Genomic DNA, 15,090 nt, shown 5'->3' with positions numbered 1-15,090 from the left:
CTGTACCCCCTGTTTCGCATGGTTTCTGGCATATTGAAAAATGCGGGCTATATATCTGTCGCACCTGTTCTCGTCCGACTCCGTCCGGTCAGTTGGCCGACTCGACGTCGATTCGATCGCCGCCCCGATCCGCCGAGCCGGGTGCCGGACACGGGGATTACGACTGTCGCTCGATGTAGTCTTCGAGCGCCTCTTCGATGTCCTCGGCGGCGTCGTCGAGCACTTCGCCGACCGGATCTCCGTCCATGACTGCGACTGCGGATTCGGCGATCGTCGTCCGGGTGTCGAGGAACGGCCCGATGAGCCCGCCCCGAGTCGCCGGCGTGTCCTGGCCTTCCTGGAGCTGGTCGAGCGCGACGCGGAAGTCCGGGTTCTCGTCGTAGAACCCTTCCGCCTCGAGGTTCTCGATCGACTCCTCGCGCACGGGGAAGTAGCCGGTGCCGCGGTGCCATCGCTCCTGCTGTTCGGGCTGGGTGAGCCACAGGAGGAACTCCGCGGCAGCCTGCTGTTCGGCCTGGTCCTGTCCGTCGGGGATCCACACCGAGCCGCCCCCAATCGTGACGCCGGCACGCTGTCCTTCCGGTGCGGGGATCCGCGCGGCGGCCGCCTCGAAGTCGTTGTCCTGGGCGCCCTGCAGCATCGGGTTGATGCTGGACGTTGAATACAGCACCATCGGTGCCTCCTGGGTGAAAAAGCCCTGCTGGGCCTCGCCCCACGCTTCGATCCCGGTCGAGAGGTACGCGCCCATCTCGTCGAGCTCCTGCCACCACTCGAAGACGTTCATCCCGGCGTCGCTGTTGATGTACGTTTCCGTCGGGTCTCCGGCGCGGCCGTTTTCGTTGTTGACTAGCTCCTGGTCCTGGAGCGCGAACCACTGCTCGACGAACCACGAGTGGTTCGGCCAGGTAATGCCGTAGTTGTAGCCGGCGTCCATCAGCTCCTCGGAGTAGTCGATGACCTCCTGGAAGGTCTCCGGCGGCGATTCGGGGTCGAGCCCGGCCTCCTCGAAGGCAGTCTTGTTGTACATCATCAGCGCGTTCGAGGAGTTGAACGGCATCGAGTTGAGCTGCCCGTCGATCCGATAGTAGTTGAGCACCGGATCCAGGAAGTTCTCGAGTTCGAGCTGCTCCTCCGGGATGACCTCCTCGATGGGGACGAACGCTCCGCTGTCGTACGCCTGCTTGGTTCCGACCTCGAAGATCTGTGCCAGGCCCGGCGGGTTACCCGCGCGAACGGCGTTGATCGTCTGGTTCATCGTTTCCCGATACGTCCCCTGCTCGATCGCAGTCACTGTGATGGTGTCGGACTGCTCGCTGAAGTCGTCCGCGAGGTCCGAAACCATCTGTCCGAGGTCGCCGCCGAGCCCGTGCCAGAACTCGATTTCGACCTCGTCGACGCCCTCGACTTCACCTTCGCCGCCGACATCGGCGGGCTCGTCGTCGCCGTCACCCGTACATCCGGCCACGGCCGCCAATCCACCGACGGACGCGGCTGCTCCGACGTTCTTGAGCACGCGACGTCGCGACGCCGCTTCGCTGATCAACCGCCTACCATTATCTGACATGGTCTATCACACCTATAAGGGTCTTCTCTATAAAGGTAATGGTTTTTATCTCTCTTCCGGCTGGTGGATGGTTCAATACCATCGCGTAACTGTATTCGGTCGCCGCTCAAATAATGTTGTAATACGTATATATTCGGGTCCGAAGGGGTACGAACGTGTACCGACAGCCTTCCGACGATCTGTATTGGTATATATTAGTATAGAACACTATATATTTTTTGGCCAGCGAACGCTATGACCGTCTGTTGACGGACGGCTCCGACCCTTCGAGCGCGGTAGTGCGGTAGTGCGGTAGAAAATATAATTAATCTGTTTATTCGGGTTTAATATATATTTTATGGTAATAACCGTCGGTCCTTCCTTATCTCGACACAACTGGTGGTAACTTTGGTTTATCTCGTATCGAATAGGACGAGAACGCCGGCTTTTCGATCCCTGTTGTCGAGGGATTTCGTCGTCGTTCGACAGGTTTGTTTACAGTTCGGCAGGTTTTGTTTGCACGTGTTTATTACACTATTACTCGCACTGTTATCTGCTCTAATTCGTCGGCTTCGACTTTTTCCTGTTCTCGGCAGTGTTTGACACGTTCGAATCGGATTGCTCGGATTCGACAATCATATAAAATATATTTATTATATTCTGATTCTATATGTTCGTCGACTCTCTCCGTCGTCCACAGTCATTCCGTCGCGACGACCGCCTGTCCGTACGCGATCCCGGCGTCGCCAGGCGGAACCTGCTCGTGGCCGAGGAACGCCAACCCCACAGATTCGGTGGTTTCCCGGATCCGTCGGGAAATGGCCTCGTTGTACGCCACGCCGCCGGTGAATCCGATCGCGTCGACGTCCCGATCGACGGCCACGTCGACTGCGATCTCGGCGAGCCCCCGCGCCAGCGCGTCCTGGGCTGTCGCGGCGACGACGGCTGCCGGTTCCCTCTCGAGTAGTGTTTCGAGAGTCTCTGTCAGGCGATTCACGTCGACCACTCGATCGCCGTCGCGCCGTCGGTACGGGATCTCGATGTCGACCGGATCGTGTCCGGAAGCGGCTGCCTCGAGCCTGATCGCAGGTTCGCCCTGGTACCGTCGCTCGGTCCCGACCCCGACGAGCGCGGCGATCGCGTCGAGGAACCGGCCGGCGCTCGTCGTTTCCGGCGCGTTCACTCCCGCCTCCAGGCTCTGTCGCACGGTCGATGCATCGGCGGGTGAAAGCGCTGCCCGCTCGATCAGCAATTCGTCGATCCGATCTGGATCCGAAAGCAGGCTCGCGAGAATCCGCGCCGGCCGTTCGATCGCCGCCTCTCCGCCCGGCAGGCGGAACGTTCCGAGCCCTCCGATCCGCTCGAAGGAGCCTCTCGTCGCGTCGAGCACCTCGCCCCCCCAGATCGTCCCGTTGGGGCCGTAGCCGGTGCCGTCGGCGGCGATTACGATCGCCCGGTCGCGGTCGTGCTCGCCCAGAAGCGAGGCCGCGTGGGCGTGATGATGTTGCACTCGGATCGGTTCCTCGGTGGCGTACTCCGCGGCCAGTTTGCTCGTGAGGAAGTTCGGATGAGCGTCGCAGGCGACGACGCTCGGATCGACCCCCAGCAGTTCGGCGAGGTGATCGACCGTTTCCCGGAGGAACCTCTCGGTTGCCGGATCGTCGACGTCGCCGAGATGTTGAGAGGGAAACACCTCGTCGTCGCGAGCCAGCGCAACGGTGCTGTCGAACTCCGCTCCGAGCGCCAGCGTCGGTGATCCCTCGGACTGGCGAGGCAACGGTTGAGGGATCCACCCCCTGGATCGCCGGAGAAACCGTCGGTCGCCGTCGACGACGCGCACGACACTGTCGTCACACCGGGCGACGATCTCTCGATCGTGAACCAGCGCGGCATCGATCACGCCGGACAGGCTCCCGAAGATCTCGTCGACTGACGTACACATTGGATCTCCGGGCATGTTTCCACTCGTCATTACGAGCGGACCCTCGATCCTGGAGGCCACGTGTTTCCCTTCGGTTACGGCTTCTTCGAACAGGAGGTGGTGAAGTCCCGCGTACGGGAGCATCACCCCGACAGTGTGGAGTCCGGGTGCGACGGCGCCGAGCAAGTCCTCGTCGTCCCGTTCGAGGACGACGATCGGTCGACGGACGTCCTCGAGTTGCTCCCGTTCTGTCTCCGAGACTCGGGCGAACGACCGGATCCGGTCGACCGACGGTGTCATCACCGCGAACGGCTTCCCCGGGCGGTTCGTTCGCTCGCGCAACCGCTGTACGACCGTGGGATCGGTTGCGTCACACGCCAGATGCGTGCCGCCGATACCCCTGATCGCGACGATCTCTCCGCGGGCGAGCCGTCGCGCCGTCTCGTCGATCGCCTCCGGACCGGTCGCGCGTTCCCGGCGCTGTGCGCCCGGACTGGCCCCCCCGTCGACCGGTTCCAGAAGCGACAGCGTTGGCCCGCAGTCGGGACAGGCGATCGTCTGGGCGTGATAGCGTCGATCGGCAGGGTTCTCGTACTCCGTTCGGCAGGCGTCACACATCGGAAACGCGTCCATCGAGGTGCGCGGTCGGTCGTACGGCAACTCTCGGATGACCGTGTATCGGGGGCCACAATCCACACAGGAGGTCGCCCAGTAGCGGTGGTATCGCGACTCCGGATCCCGGACGTCCTCGAGACACCGATCACAGATTCCGGTGTCGGGCGGGATCGTTCCCGAACCACCGTCGTCGTCGGTCGACTGGAGGATTCGGAACTCCTCGCTTCCTCCGATCGTGGAGTCCCCGCTTTCGTCTCTTCGATCGACCTCGACCGACTCGACCCGGGAGAGCGGCGGCGGTCGCTCTCGGAGATCCGCAAGGAACGCCTCCACGCTCCCGGCGTCCCCTTCAAGTTCGATTTCGACCCCGGCGTCACCAGTGTTTCGAACCGTGCCGGACAGGTCGTGGTCGGTTGCCCGCCGGTAGACGAACGGGCGGAACCCGACTCCCTGGACGACGCCTTGCACGGTGAGGTCGACACGGACTCGTGAGCCTGTCATTAGCTACTCGCCGGGATGGTGAACTCGGTCGTGTTCGTGATCGTGCCCGTGGTGACCGTGCTCTCCGCGTTTCGACTCCAGGAAATCTCCGAGTTCGTCGACGCCCGCCCCGGAGCTCGCGTCGGTTTCGAACACCGGAACGTCGGGGGCAACCCGCGCGAGGTCGGCCCGAACCCGATCCAGGTCGGTTCCCACCGCCTCGGCGAGGTCGACCTTGTTTACGACCGCCGCGTCGCACTTCTGCACCAGGAGGGGATGTTTGGCGACCACGTCGTCGCCCTCGGTGGTGCTGACCACGAGCACCCGGACGGTCGCGCCCAGCGGGAAGTCCGCCGGACACACCATGTTACCGACGTTCTCGACGTACAGCGTGTCCAGTTCCTCGAGATCGAACGCGGAGAGCGCCGTCTCGATCCCGCCCGGATCGAGGTGACACTCCTTGCCGGTGTTGACGTTCTCGACGGGGATCCCGTACTCGCGGAGCCGGGTCGCGTCGTCCTCGCCGGCGACGTCGCCCACGATCGCGCCGATCTGTTCGTCCGTCGGGGCGCGTTCGAGCAGTTCCTCGATGAGTTTCGTCTTTCCGCCGCCGGTGGAGCCCACGAACTCCACGGCGAACACGCCGTGGTCGTGGGCGAGCGTCTCGTGGATCTCGCCGGCGCGCTCCCGGATCGCCGCCAGCACGTCGGCCTCGGCGTCGGTTGCGCTCTCGCCGTGATCGTGGTCCCCGTGGCCGAACCGGTGGGCCCGGGCCGCCCCCAGGCGATCTGCGAGTTCCTCGAGCCACCGAACCGGCGGGAGAGTGGCTCGGTTCGTTCGGTACAGTCGGATCGGTCGGATCGTCCTCTCGTAGTGCATGTGTCCTCTCAACGCTCCTGGGTAGCTGTCTGCTCGGTCCTGTCACCAGCCTCCGGTACTTCGATGCTCGCGAGCCGGCACTCTCGTCCCCGGACGAGTTCAGTCCGCTCACCACACTCCGGACAGCGGACGTCCGGCGCGAACCCGCCGACCAGTCCCAGATCGTCGGGTTCGTCGCGCCAGCCGCAGTCGCATACCGCAACCGGATCCACGGTCTCGGTTCGGACGGTCGCGCCCTCGCCCGCCGTTCCATCCGCGATCGTCTCGAGGCAGAACACGAGCTGCTCGGGATTGACGTGGGTCGCCCGGCCGATCTCGATCGTGATCGCGTCGATCCGGTCGGCGCCGTGTTCCTCCGCCGCCGTGATCGCGCGGTCGAGGATGCCGGAGGCGACGCTTATCTCGTGCATCAGCAGATCCGGGGGAGGGTTTCCCCCTCTGGTTCGCTCATGTATCGACGGCCGAAGCCGGTGTCGACGACGACGCGCCCGGGATGTTCCTCGGTTGCGTGCCCGACGATCGCGGCCTCCTGGCCGCCGGGACGGTCTTTGATCGCTTCGAGGACTGCATCCGCGTCGCCGGGATCCACCCCGAACACGACCTTCCCCTCGTTGGCGACCGAGAAGGGGTCGATCCCCAGCACCTCGCCCGCGGAGGCGATCGCGCCCGAGACCGGGATCTCGCTTTCGACCACGTCGATGCCGACGTCCGCCTTGTCGGCCATCTCGTTGAGTGCGTTCGCCAGTCCGCCGCGAGTGGGATCCTTCATCGCCGTCACCTCGCCGGCCGCCATCGCCGCCCGGACGAGGTCGTTCACCGGGGCGACGTCGCTTTTCAAATCACCCGTGAAGTCGAACCCCTCGCGTTCGGCGAGCAGCGCGATCCCGTGATCGCCCATCGTCCCGCTGACGATGACTGTATCGCCCGGCCGGAGCCCGGCGTCGGTCACTGCGTCGCCGGCATCCACGTGCGCGATCCCGGCGGTGTTTATCACGATCCCGTCGACTTCGCCGTTGCCCATCACCTTCGTGTCGCCCGTCGAGATCGTCGCGCCGGCCTCCCGGGCGGTCTCCCGCATCGATTCGACGACGCGCTCGACGTCTGCGATCGGGGTCCCTTCCTCGAGCACGAACGAACAGGTGAGGGTGAGCGGTTCCGTCGCCCCCATCACAGCGAGGTCGTTTACGGTTCCCGCCACGGCCAGCCGGCCGATGTCGCCGCCCTGGAAGAACCTGGGCGTCACGACGTGGCTGTCGGTGGTCACGACGATCGCTTGTGAGCCGTCGCCGATCGGGTGGACCGCCCCGTCGTCCAGCGCCGCCAGTCCGACACCACCCTCGCCGACTCCGGCCGTCCGATCGCCGTCCGTGAACCGGGGCACGACGAGTTCGTCGACCAGCGACCGCATCGCCTCTCCGCCGGCTCCGTGGGCGAGGGTGACGACCTCGCCGGAGTCGTCACCGGAGCCGTCGGGGGAGCCGCCGCCCGATTCGTTACCCGAGCCGCCGCCCGATTCGTCCCTGTCCGTCTCCGGTGTGCTGTCACTGGCCATCGTTAGAGGTCCGGGTGTCCCCCGTACTCGTGCCAGATCTTGCAGGTTCCCTCGCTGCTCACCATGCAGGCGCCCACCGGATTGCCGGGCGTACACTCCTCGCCGAACAGGTCACACTCGTCGGGGTCGGCCTTGCCGGCCATGATGTCGCCGCAGACGCACTGTTCGGTCAGCGGGTCGGGGCCCCCGGTTTCCGGTTCGACGTCGAATCGTTCCCGGGCGTCGTAGTCGGCGTACTCCTCCCTGAGGGTGAGGTTCGCCCCCGGAATTTCGGCGATCCCGCGCCATTCGCCGGACGTCTTCTCGAAGACCGACCACATCGTCTCGAGTGCGGCCCGGTTCCCCTCCCGGGTCACACACCGGGGATAGGCGTTCTCCAGTCCGGCAGTGTCCTCGCGGATGTACTCGAGCAACCGCTCGATTCCGAGCATGACGTCGACCGGCTCGAAGCCCCCCACGACGACTGGTATCTCGTACTCCTCGACGAACGGCTCGAAGAGCCCGTAGCCGGTGATGGTCGCCGCGTGGCCTGCCGCCAGGAAGCCGTCGATGTCGGTGTCGGGCATCTCTGCGACGACCTCCATCGCCGGCGGGACGTACTTGTGGGCCGAAAGCACCCAGAAGTTCTCCGGGGGATCGTCGACCAGGATCGCCGCAGTGGGGGCGGCGGTCGTCTCGAACCCCGTCGCGAAGAAGACGACCTCCTCGTCGGGGTTCTCCTCTGCGAGGTCGACCGCCTCGCTTGCCGAGTAGACGATCTCGACGCGAGCGCCGTCCGCCCGGGCGTCAGCGAGGCTCTGTGTCGTCCCCGGGACCCGGAACATGTCGCCGTAGGTGGCGACGATCGCCCCCTGTTTCGCGACTGCGACGGCCTCGTCGACCTCCGGCATGTTCGTCACGCAGACGGGACACCCCGGCCCCATCCGGAGCGAGAGCCCGTCGGGGAGCATGCTCCGGAGCCCGAACTTCGCGATCGCCTGCTCGTGGGAGCCACAGACGTGCATCAGGTTCACCGATCCGTCGATCTCGGCCATCAGCGCCTCGAGCCGGTCGGCAAGCTGCTCGGCCTGCTCGGGGTCGCGAAACTGGAGTGTCTCCTCACTCATCCGCGTCACGCTCCGACTTCTCCGTCGAGTCCTCCGAGGCTGTCCGCGAACCGGCCTCGGGGCGCTGGGCGATCCCGTCGATCGTCGTCGTGGCCGCTGGCGAGTCGACGGCGGCGGGCCGGTCACCGAACTCGAGGGTGGCGTCGGTCGCGCCGATCTCCTCGAGCGCCTCGTCCTCGTCGCCCGCGAGCAGCGACTCGTACAGTTCGATCGTCTCCTCGACGTCGTCGTCGGGGATCTTCCGGATCGCGAACCCGGCGTGATTCAGGACGTAGTCGCCTACCTCGACCTCGTCGCCGACGATGTCGAGTCTGACCTCCTTTTCGACGTTCCAGAACTCCGCCCGCGCCGTGAGGCCGTCGATCTCGAGGATCTCCCCTGGGATACCGAGACACATCACTCATCACCCCCCTCGTCTCTGCGCACACTCGGGGCGGAGTCGATCTCCCCGTCGGCCTCGATCTGCATGTTCCAGGGATCGTTGCCGAGCAGTCTGTCGGGCCGAAGTGTCCCTTTCACGGTGTGGTCGTCGGCCTCGTGTTCCTCGATTTCCTCGGTGTCGATGTACGTTTCACAGTCCGTACAGTACCACTGTGAGCTCATGGTTCATCTCCTCCATCGATACGTGTAGATTTGGTCGCGAGTTCCTCGAGTACGAGATCCACCAGTTCGGGGACCCCGCGTTCGATTCGGTCGCTCAGCTCCAGGGTCGCCTCGATCCGGGCGGGCTCGATGCCGAACACCAGCAGTTCGTCCGGGATGTCGTACGCGTCTCGTCCCGCCCGCAGCGCCTCTGCAAACGAGAAGTCGTGCATCGTCATCTCCGGGACTTCGCCGGCGAAGGCGCCGTCGACGTACCTGTACCTGTGGACTGTCCCCGGTTCCGCTCCGGTCTCGATCGCGTCGACGACGATCGCCTTCCGGCAGCCACTCATCGCCTCCAGCGCGAAGAACGCGGTCGTTCCGGCGTGCGTGAGCACGACGCCGTTCGTCCGCTCGTCGGACGACGTCTCCAGCTCGTCGATCACGCGCTTCCCGACGCCGTCGTCGCCCATGATCGGATTCCCGACGCCGACCACCGCAATCTCGGCACAATCGATTTCGTCGCGTCGTTTTGCCGCCGCCGACCGGGCGTTCAGGGACGATCCCGTCATCGTCACTTCGAATCCGCCTCTTCGGCTTTTTCGTCGGCCTCGGAGCCGAGCTGTTCCTGGACGTCCGTGCTGGTGCCGAGACGCTTCGAGATCGCGTCGAACCGCTTTGTGAGCCTGTCTTTCGATCGCGTTTCTCCCCGACGTTCGGGTCGGCTCTCCTCGTCGACTCTCCATCCGTACAGTTTCCCGTGGATAATCGAGAACAGCAGGTCGTGGTTGCTCGGACACAGCGGGAAGTACGCGTGAACCCCTACCGAGACGAGGAAGAAGATCGTCGCCAGGAAGTGGATCCGGAGCATGGTCTCGTAGGCGACGGTCCCTGCCAGGAAGCCGATTCCGGCGATCCACCACGCCGGATCCGTCGCGAGTTCCGCCCAGAGTGCGAATCCCGAAAGCGTCAGGAGGATCGCGAAGAACCAGGTCGCATACCAGAACGCCGTCTGCATCGGGTGGTAGCCGGCCCACTCGCCGGTCGTCTCGTCGTACGTCCGTCGGGCCTTCTTGTATCCGGGGATGTAACTGGCCAGTCCGAGGAACGAAAGCGTGATGACGATCTGATCTTTGACCTGTTCGCGGCTGATCAGCGGCGACTCTCCGTCGACGACAAGATCGTAGTACGGGAACAGTAGCAAAGCAAACACTGCAAGCAGGACTCCCGCCCAGATGTGGATCACGAACGCGACGTGGTAGCCGTCCCAGATGCCGATGTTCAACGGCCCGTACCAGCCGGTCCAGATCGCGAGACCGGTCGCCGCCGCGAGCAGCGTGACGAGTACCATCGACCAGTGGGAGACGATAGATCCCCACCCGTGCCAGTCCAGTATCTCCTTGTCCTCCTCCTCGAGGTACTGGTACCGCTCGTAGCGCTCGGCGACGTCGAGCCAGAGCCTCGTGAGCCACCCGTCGGCGGAGTTGTCGGCCGTCTGGCGGTTCACCTCCCGGGGGTCGGCGCTTTTCTCAGACATCACATCCCCCCTCCGAGATGCCTGGCCGGGCCGGTTCGATCTCAGTCTCGAACTCTCCGTCCGGACTCTGGACGTGGACCGCACAGGCGAGACAGGGGTCCATCGATCGGATCGTCCGGAGGATGTTCAGCGGGTTGTCGACGTTGTCGACTTCGTCTCCGACGATCGCCTCCTCCAAGATGCTGGGCTGTCCCTCGCCGTCGCGTGGTCCGATGTTCCACAGCGTCGGCGTGATGATCTGGTAGCGCTCGATCTGTCCGTTCTCGACGTCCATGTAGTGGGAGAGTGCACCACGGGACGGTTCGAACAGACCGACGCCGGATCCGGTGAAGTCGTCGGTCCAGTCGTCGGCCATGAACGGCTCGGCGGGGTCGATCGCGTCGAGCCACTCGAGCACCTGGTCGCGGACCAGAAGCGCCTCCTGGGCGCGGGCGATCAGCCGATTGAGCGTGTTGCTCTCGTCGGCGCCCCCGCCCAGCGTCTCCCGGAGGTCGAACGGGTCCGCGTCCTTGATGACGAGACGGGCGAGCGGGCCGACCTCCATCGACTCCCCGTCGAACCGCGGGGCCTTGCCCCACGAATAGGCCTCGTCCTTGTCGAGGTCCGGCTCCGGCGGCTTTGCTTCGGTCGGAGCCCCTCCCGAGTCGTCCGTGTACCAGGAGTATTCGGTGTCCTCTGTGATGCCCTCGACGACCTCCTCTTTGGTCATCAGTTCGATCGAGCCGTCGCGATAGACCCCGCGCGGCAGGAAGAGCTCGCCGGTCTCGGGGTCCTCGAAGATGCCGTTGCTGTAGTACCGGTTCGGCCCCTCGCCGATGTCGGCGGCGCCCAACTCGGCTGCAGCCACGAGGATCGAGACGATGTCGTGTAACCCCTCGCCGAGTTCGGGATCCAGTTCACCAGCCTGGACGTTCTCGATCACGTCCGGGACGGCCTCGGTGGGTCCGAGCCAGTTGCTGACCTCCATTACGCGGGACTTCACCGACGCGATCGTCGAGGCGTCGGGATGGATCGCGAGACCGCCCGGGACGTAGCCGACCGGGTGGGGCGCGCGGCCGCCGAACTCTGCGAGCGCCTTCATGAGCTTGCGCTGGTTCTCGATTGCACCCATGTAGCCGTCGCCCTCGAGCGGATCCAGTCGGTCGAAACCGGTTCCCGCCACTGCATCGCTGTAGTCGGGTCCGACCAGGGCGAACAGGTGGACGGCGTGGTTCCACAGGTAGAAGATACCTTCCGCCGCGTCCCGAAGCAGCACCGCGTTCCGCGGCGGGCCATCGAAGACGCCGGCGTTCATTGCGGCGTCTTCGGCCGCCTTCGAGGAGCACAGTCGGTGACAGAGAAAACAGACGCCACACACCATCCCGGTGATCTGGGCGGCGTCCGTTGGCGGACGACCGAGCGTGATTATCTCTGCACCCCGGAACATCTTCATCTCGCTTTTCGCCTCCTGGACGACCCCGTCCTCTACCTGCAGGGTGGTTCCATGGTGGCCTTCGATTCGCGTCGTCGGATCGATCGTGATTTCTGGCATGTGTGTCGTGTGTTCGTGTGGTCAGTTTCAGTTCGATCCGTCAGTCGGCGTTCGACTCCGGTTTCTCGGGCGGGTCCTGGGTATCGGAGGGTCCCTGGTTTCCGGGCGGTCCCTCGTTCTCGGGCGGTTCTCCCCCGTCGTCGAACTTCCCGTAGCCCATCGCCTTCCGGGCGACGTGAGCGCCGATGCCGGCTGCGGCCGCGACGACGCCTGCCGCCCCCGCGTGGGTAGCGCTGACGTTCCCGAGAATGGCGGCGCTCTCGATGTCTTCGCGGAACGGCGAGAACCGATCCCAGAATCCGGGCTCCATGCAGCCGATACAGGGGGAGCCCACGTTCAGACAGACGCTCGTCCCGTCGTTCCACAGCCGGCTCATGTCGTCGCAGTGGGTGTACGGACCGGCACAGCCTTGCTTTATCAGACAGCCCTCCCCGCCAGGTTTGTCTGCGAACTCGCCACGGTCGAAGTACCCCCGCAGCGGACAGTTGTCGTGCACGAGCGGCTCGTAGAAGGGCTTCGGACGGTGGTATCGATCGAGTTCGGGAATGTGACCGTTGAGGACGGTCGCCAGCGTCAACAGCACGTAATCCGGGTTGGGCGGACAGCCGCCCAGGTTGACGACCGGGAGGTCGGCGCCGGAGGTGAAGTCGGGCCCCAACACGCCCCCTGCGCTGCGCTTCTCGAACTGGAGCCCTTTCGCGCCAGTGACGTTGTCGCCCAGACCGTAGAGTCTTTTCTTGTTCTGGGCAGCCGGCCAGCCCCCGAACGAGGCACAGTTACCGACCGCGACGACGAGTTCCGCCTCCGGAGCCAGTTCCATCACCCAGTCGACGACCGCCTTTGCCGAACCGTCGGGGTTTCGACCGACCGTCGCCGCCTCGGGAATGTCGACGGGGACAGATCCCTCGACGATGAGGATGTCCGGCTCGTCGCTCATCGCATCTATCGCCGCTGGACCGGCCTCCGGCATGATCGTCGGGTGGAAGGTCACGTCGAGTCGGAACTGCTGGAGCGCCTCCTCGAGCGTCGGATACTGGGCCTGTAGCGTCGAGATTGTACAGCCCGTACACGCCTGTCCCTGGAGCCAGACGACGTCCATGTTCCCCTCGGACGCCCGCTCGAAGGCGGAGGCGATCTCCGTCGAGTGGTTGGCGATGACGGATCCTGCGGCTGTCGCCCCCGCCAGCCGAAGGAAGTTCCGTCGAGACGTATTGGAAAGTGTTGACATGCAGTTCATTATTAACGTTTATATTAATTGAAATGGACAACAAATTCTCATCTATTGGGAATCCGCTCCTCGATTTCAGTTGATTATCGCTATGTTTTAATAGCCGAAGTAGGTTCGACGCCGTCGCTATTGTCGTTTAGCTGGAATAGCCGCTTCAGTTATGGGTTCGTCCGGCCTCATTTCGGGCGTGAGGGATTCCTCGTGACTAACGATACTATCAACTCTTCCGGCGGCGGCCTCTCGCCACTGCGGACGGTTCGAAAAGCGGGCAAAGCTGTTGCTGCACGCGCTTCACCGTTCCGTTCTACGCCCGATCTCGTCTTCTTTCACCCGCCCAGTGTCTACGACTTCCGGAACCGTACGGAGGTTTTCGGTCCGATCAGCGACGTCATCCCGTCGTCACCGGTGTTCGAAATGTATCCCGTCGGGCTAACGAGTATAGCGGATTACCTCGAGGAGAACGGCCACGACGTCCAGATTGTCAATCTCGCGAACCAGATGCTTTCGGACGCCGACTACGACGCAGAGGCCGAGATCGAGCGGTCGCAGGCGAAGTACTTCGGGATCGATCTTCACTGGCTGCCCCACTCCCACGGATCCATCGAAATTGCTCGTCTCGTCAAGAAGTATCACCCGGATTCCCCCGTGATTTTCGGGGGATTGAGTTCCTCGTACTACCACGAGGAGTTGATCGAGTACGACTGTGTCGATTACGTCGTCCGCGGCGATTCGACCGAGGAGCCGATGTTGCAGTTGGTCGACCGCCTGGAGAACGGCGGCAGCCTCCACGAGGTGGATAACCTCACCTGGAAGGAGGATGGCGAGACCGTGGTCAATCCACTCGAGTTCGTCCCATCTCACCTCGATTACGTCTCGATTCCTTCCTACGAATACGTTCTCAGGTCGGTCGTGAAGTACGGCAGCATCAAGAAGACGATCCCGTATCGCAACTGGCTCGACGATCCGGTGACGCTGCTTTTGACCTCCCGGGGATGTGCTCGGGACTGCACCTTCTGTGGCGGCGCGTGCAGCGCCTATCGGGAAGTGGTCAACCGCTCCTCACCGGCGTTTCGATCGCCGGAGCAGCTGGTCCGTGACATCAGAGACATCACTGCGTTCTCGAAAGGGCCGATCTTCGTCATCCACGACATCCGCATGGGGGGCCCTGACTTCGCGAGGGAGTTTCTCCGGCTCTTAGAGGGGGTCGACGTGGAAAACGAGTTCATTTTCGAACTGTTCGGCCCGGCAGACGAGGAACTGTTCGAACTGTTCGATCGCGCGACCGAGAACTACAGTCTCCAGCTCAGCATCGAGTCGCACGACGAAACCGTCAGACAGAACGTCGGGAAGTTCGCGACGTCGAACGAGGAGCTGGAACGAACCCTGGAGCTGGCGCTGGACCACGGCTGTAACAAGATCGACCTGTTTTTCATGGTCGGATTACCCCAGCAGACGTACGACGACGCGGTCGGCGACGTGACGTACGCCCGCCACCTCTTCGAGACGATCGACGACGAGCGGATCGCACCGTTCACCGCACCGCTCGCGCCGTTTCTCGATCCGGGAAGTCCGGGGTTCGAAAACCCCGAAGAGTACGGATATCGACGGTTCTGTGAGACGCTCGAGGACCACCGAGAACAGCTTCTCCAGCCCAGCTGGAAACACATGCTGAGTTACGAAACCGAGTGGATGACCCGCGACGAGATCGTCGAGGCGACCTACGACGCCGCGTTCGGGATGAACGAACTCAAACACGAGTTCGGCGTGATCGACGCGGAGACGTACCACGACGTCAAAACCCGGCTCGAGAAGTCTCAGGAGGTGATCGCTACCGTCGACGAGATCGTCCAGCTCCCCGAATCGGAACAGCAAGACCGGCTCGCTCAGCTCCACGACGAACTCGGCGAGTTCGGGGAGTACAGTATCTGTGGGAACGACGAACTTACGTGGACGAACGAAGGGCTCCGGAGCGTCCTTTCGCTCGGAACGCTCGGTGCGAGAATGTTGATCCGATCGATACGGGCTCCCTCGGACACCGTCGCTGCGAGCACCTCGAGAGATCCCGGCCGTCGGTGACGGGACGGCGACACTCGGACGGCACCGACGCGGTCGGACG

At 63.9% G+C, this 15,090-nt stretch carries 13 protein-coding genes; 1 reads left to right on the top strand and 12 read right to left on the bottom strand.

What is annotated here, in order from left to right:
* Positions 1–157 precede the first annotated feature (157 nt).
* The 12 genes from RH858_RS03345 to RH858_RS03290 all read right to left on the bottom strand — a co-directional run bounded on the left by RH858_RS03345 (position 158) and on the right by RH858_RS03290 (position 12,974).
* Complete coding sequence (locus RH858_RS03345; RefSeq protein WP_259533854.1) at positions 158–1,564, bottom strand: ABC transporter substrate-binding protein; 1,407 nt, start codon at positions 1,562–1,564, stop codon at positions 158–160.
* Between the two features lie 679 nt (positions 1,565–2,243).
* The gene (gene hypF / locus RH858_RS03340) at positions 2,244–4,580 is read right to left on the bottom strand and encodes a carbamoyltransferase HypF (RefSeq protein WP_259533853.1); all 2,337 of its coding nucleotides are present in this window, start codon (positions 4,578–4,580) and stop codon (positions 2,244–2,246) included.
* A gap of 3 nt (positions 4,581–4,583) precedes the next feature.
* On the bottom strand, positions 4,584–5,438 hold the full coding sequence (gene hypB / locus RH858_RS03335; RefSeq protein WP_259533852.1) for a hydrogenase nickel incorporation protein HypB: 855 nt from the start codon (positions 5,436–5,438) through the stop codon (positions 4,584–4,586).
* 8 nt (positions 5,439–5,446) lie between these two features.
* Positions 5,447–5,848, bottom strand: a complete 402-nt coding sequence (locus RH858_RS03330) for a hydrogenase maturation nickel metallochaperone HypA (protein WP_259533851.1) — start codon at positions 5,846–5,848, stop codon at positions 5,447–5,449.
* Positions 5,848–6,990: a hydrogenase expression/formation protein HypE gene (hypE, locus tag RH858_RS03325; protein WP_310561113.1), complete on the bottom strand. Its 1,143-nt coding sequence runs from the start codon at positions 6,988–6,990 to the stop codon at positions 5,848–5,850. The genes RH858_RS03330 and hypE overlap by 1 nt, the downstream gene beginning before the upstream one ends.
* Positions 6,991–6,992: 2 nt before the next feature.
* Complete coding sequence (hypD, locus tag RH858_RS03320; protein WP_259533849.1) at positions 6,993–8,096, bottom strand: hydrogenase formation protein HypD; 1,104 nt, start codon at positions 8,094–8,096, stop codon at positions 6,993–6,995.
* Positions 8,089–8,493, bottom strand: coding sequence for a HypC/HybG/HupF family hydrogenase formation chaperone (locus RH858_RS03315; RefSeq protein WP_259533848.1), 405 nt, complete (start codon positions 8,491–8,493; stop codon positions 8,089–8,091). The genes hypD and RH858_RS03315 overlap by 8 nt, the downstream gene beginning before the upstream one ends.
* Positions 8,493–8,699 (bottom strand): hypothetical protein, encoded by a 207-nt coding sequence (locus tag RH858_RS03310; protein WP_259533847.1) that lies wholly within the window; start codon positions 8,697–8,699, stop codon positions 8,493–8,495. The genes RH858_RS03315 and RH858_RS03310 overlap by 1 nt, the downstream gene beginning before the upstream one ends.
* Positions 8,696–9,250 (bottom strand): hydrogenase maturation protease, encoded by a 555-nt coding sequence (locus RH858_RS03305; RefSeq protein ID WP_259533846.1) that lies wholly within the window; start codon positions 9,248–9,250, stop codon positions 8,696–8,698. The genes RH858_RS03310 and RH858_RS03305 overlap by 4 nt, the downstream gene beginning before the upstream one ends.
* 2 nt (positions 9,251–9,252) lie before the next feature.
* Positions 9,253–10,215 (bottom strand): cytochrome b/b6 domain-containing protein, encoded by a 963-nt coding sequence (locus tag RH858_RS03300; RefSeq protein ID WP_259533845.1) that lies wholly within the window; start codon positions 10,213–10,215, stop codon positions 9,253–9,255.
* Complete coding sequence (locus RH858_RS03295; protein ID WP_259533844.1) at positions 10,208–11,746, bottom strand: nickel-dependent hydrogenase large subunit; 1,539 nt, start codon at positions 11,744–11,746, stop codon at positions 10,208–10,210. The genes RH858_RS03300 and RH858_RS03295 overlap by 8 nt, the downstream gene beginning before the upstream one ends.
* A gap of 40 nt (positions 11,747–11,786) precedes the next feature.
* Positions 11,787–12,974 (bottom strand): twin-arginine translocation signal domain-containing protein, encoded by a 1,188-nt coding sequence (locus RH858_RS03290; RefSeq protein WP_259533843.1) that lies wholly within the window; start codon positions 12,972–12,974, stop codon positions 11,787–11,789.
* A 201-nt stretch (positions 12,975–13,175) separates the two neighbouring features.
* On the opposite strand from RH858_RS03290, the gene RH858_RS03285 reads away from it, so the two are divergent.
* Positions 13,176–15,050 carry a TIGR04190 family B12-binding domain/radical SAM domain protein gene (locus RH858_RS03285; RefSeq protein ID WP_259533842.1) on the top strand — a complete coding sequence of 625 codons (1,875 nt, stop codon included), beginning with the start codon at positions 13,176–13,178 and terminating at the stop codon, positions 15,048–15,050.
* Positions 15,051–15,090 lie beyond the last annotated feature (40 nt).

The sequence above is a fragment of the Halalkaliarchaeum sp. AArc-GB genome (assembly GCF_031432225.1).
Lineage (GTDB): Archaea > Halobacteriota > Halobacteria > Halobacteriales > Haloferacaceae > Halalkaliarchaeum.
The sequence above is the reverse complement of the archived record's forward strand: the minus strand, read 5'-3'. Positions and strand labels throughout refer to the sequence as shown.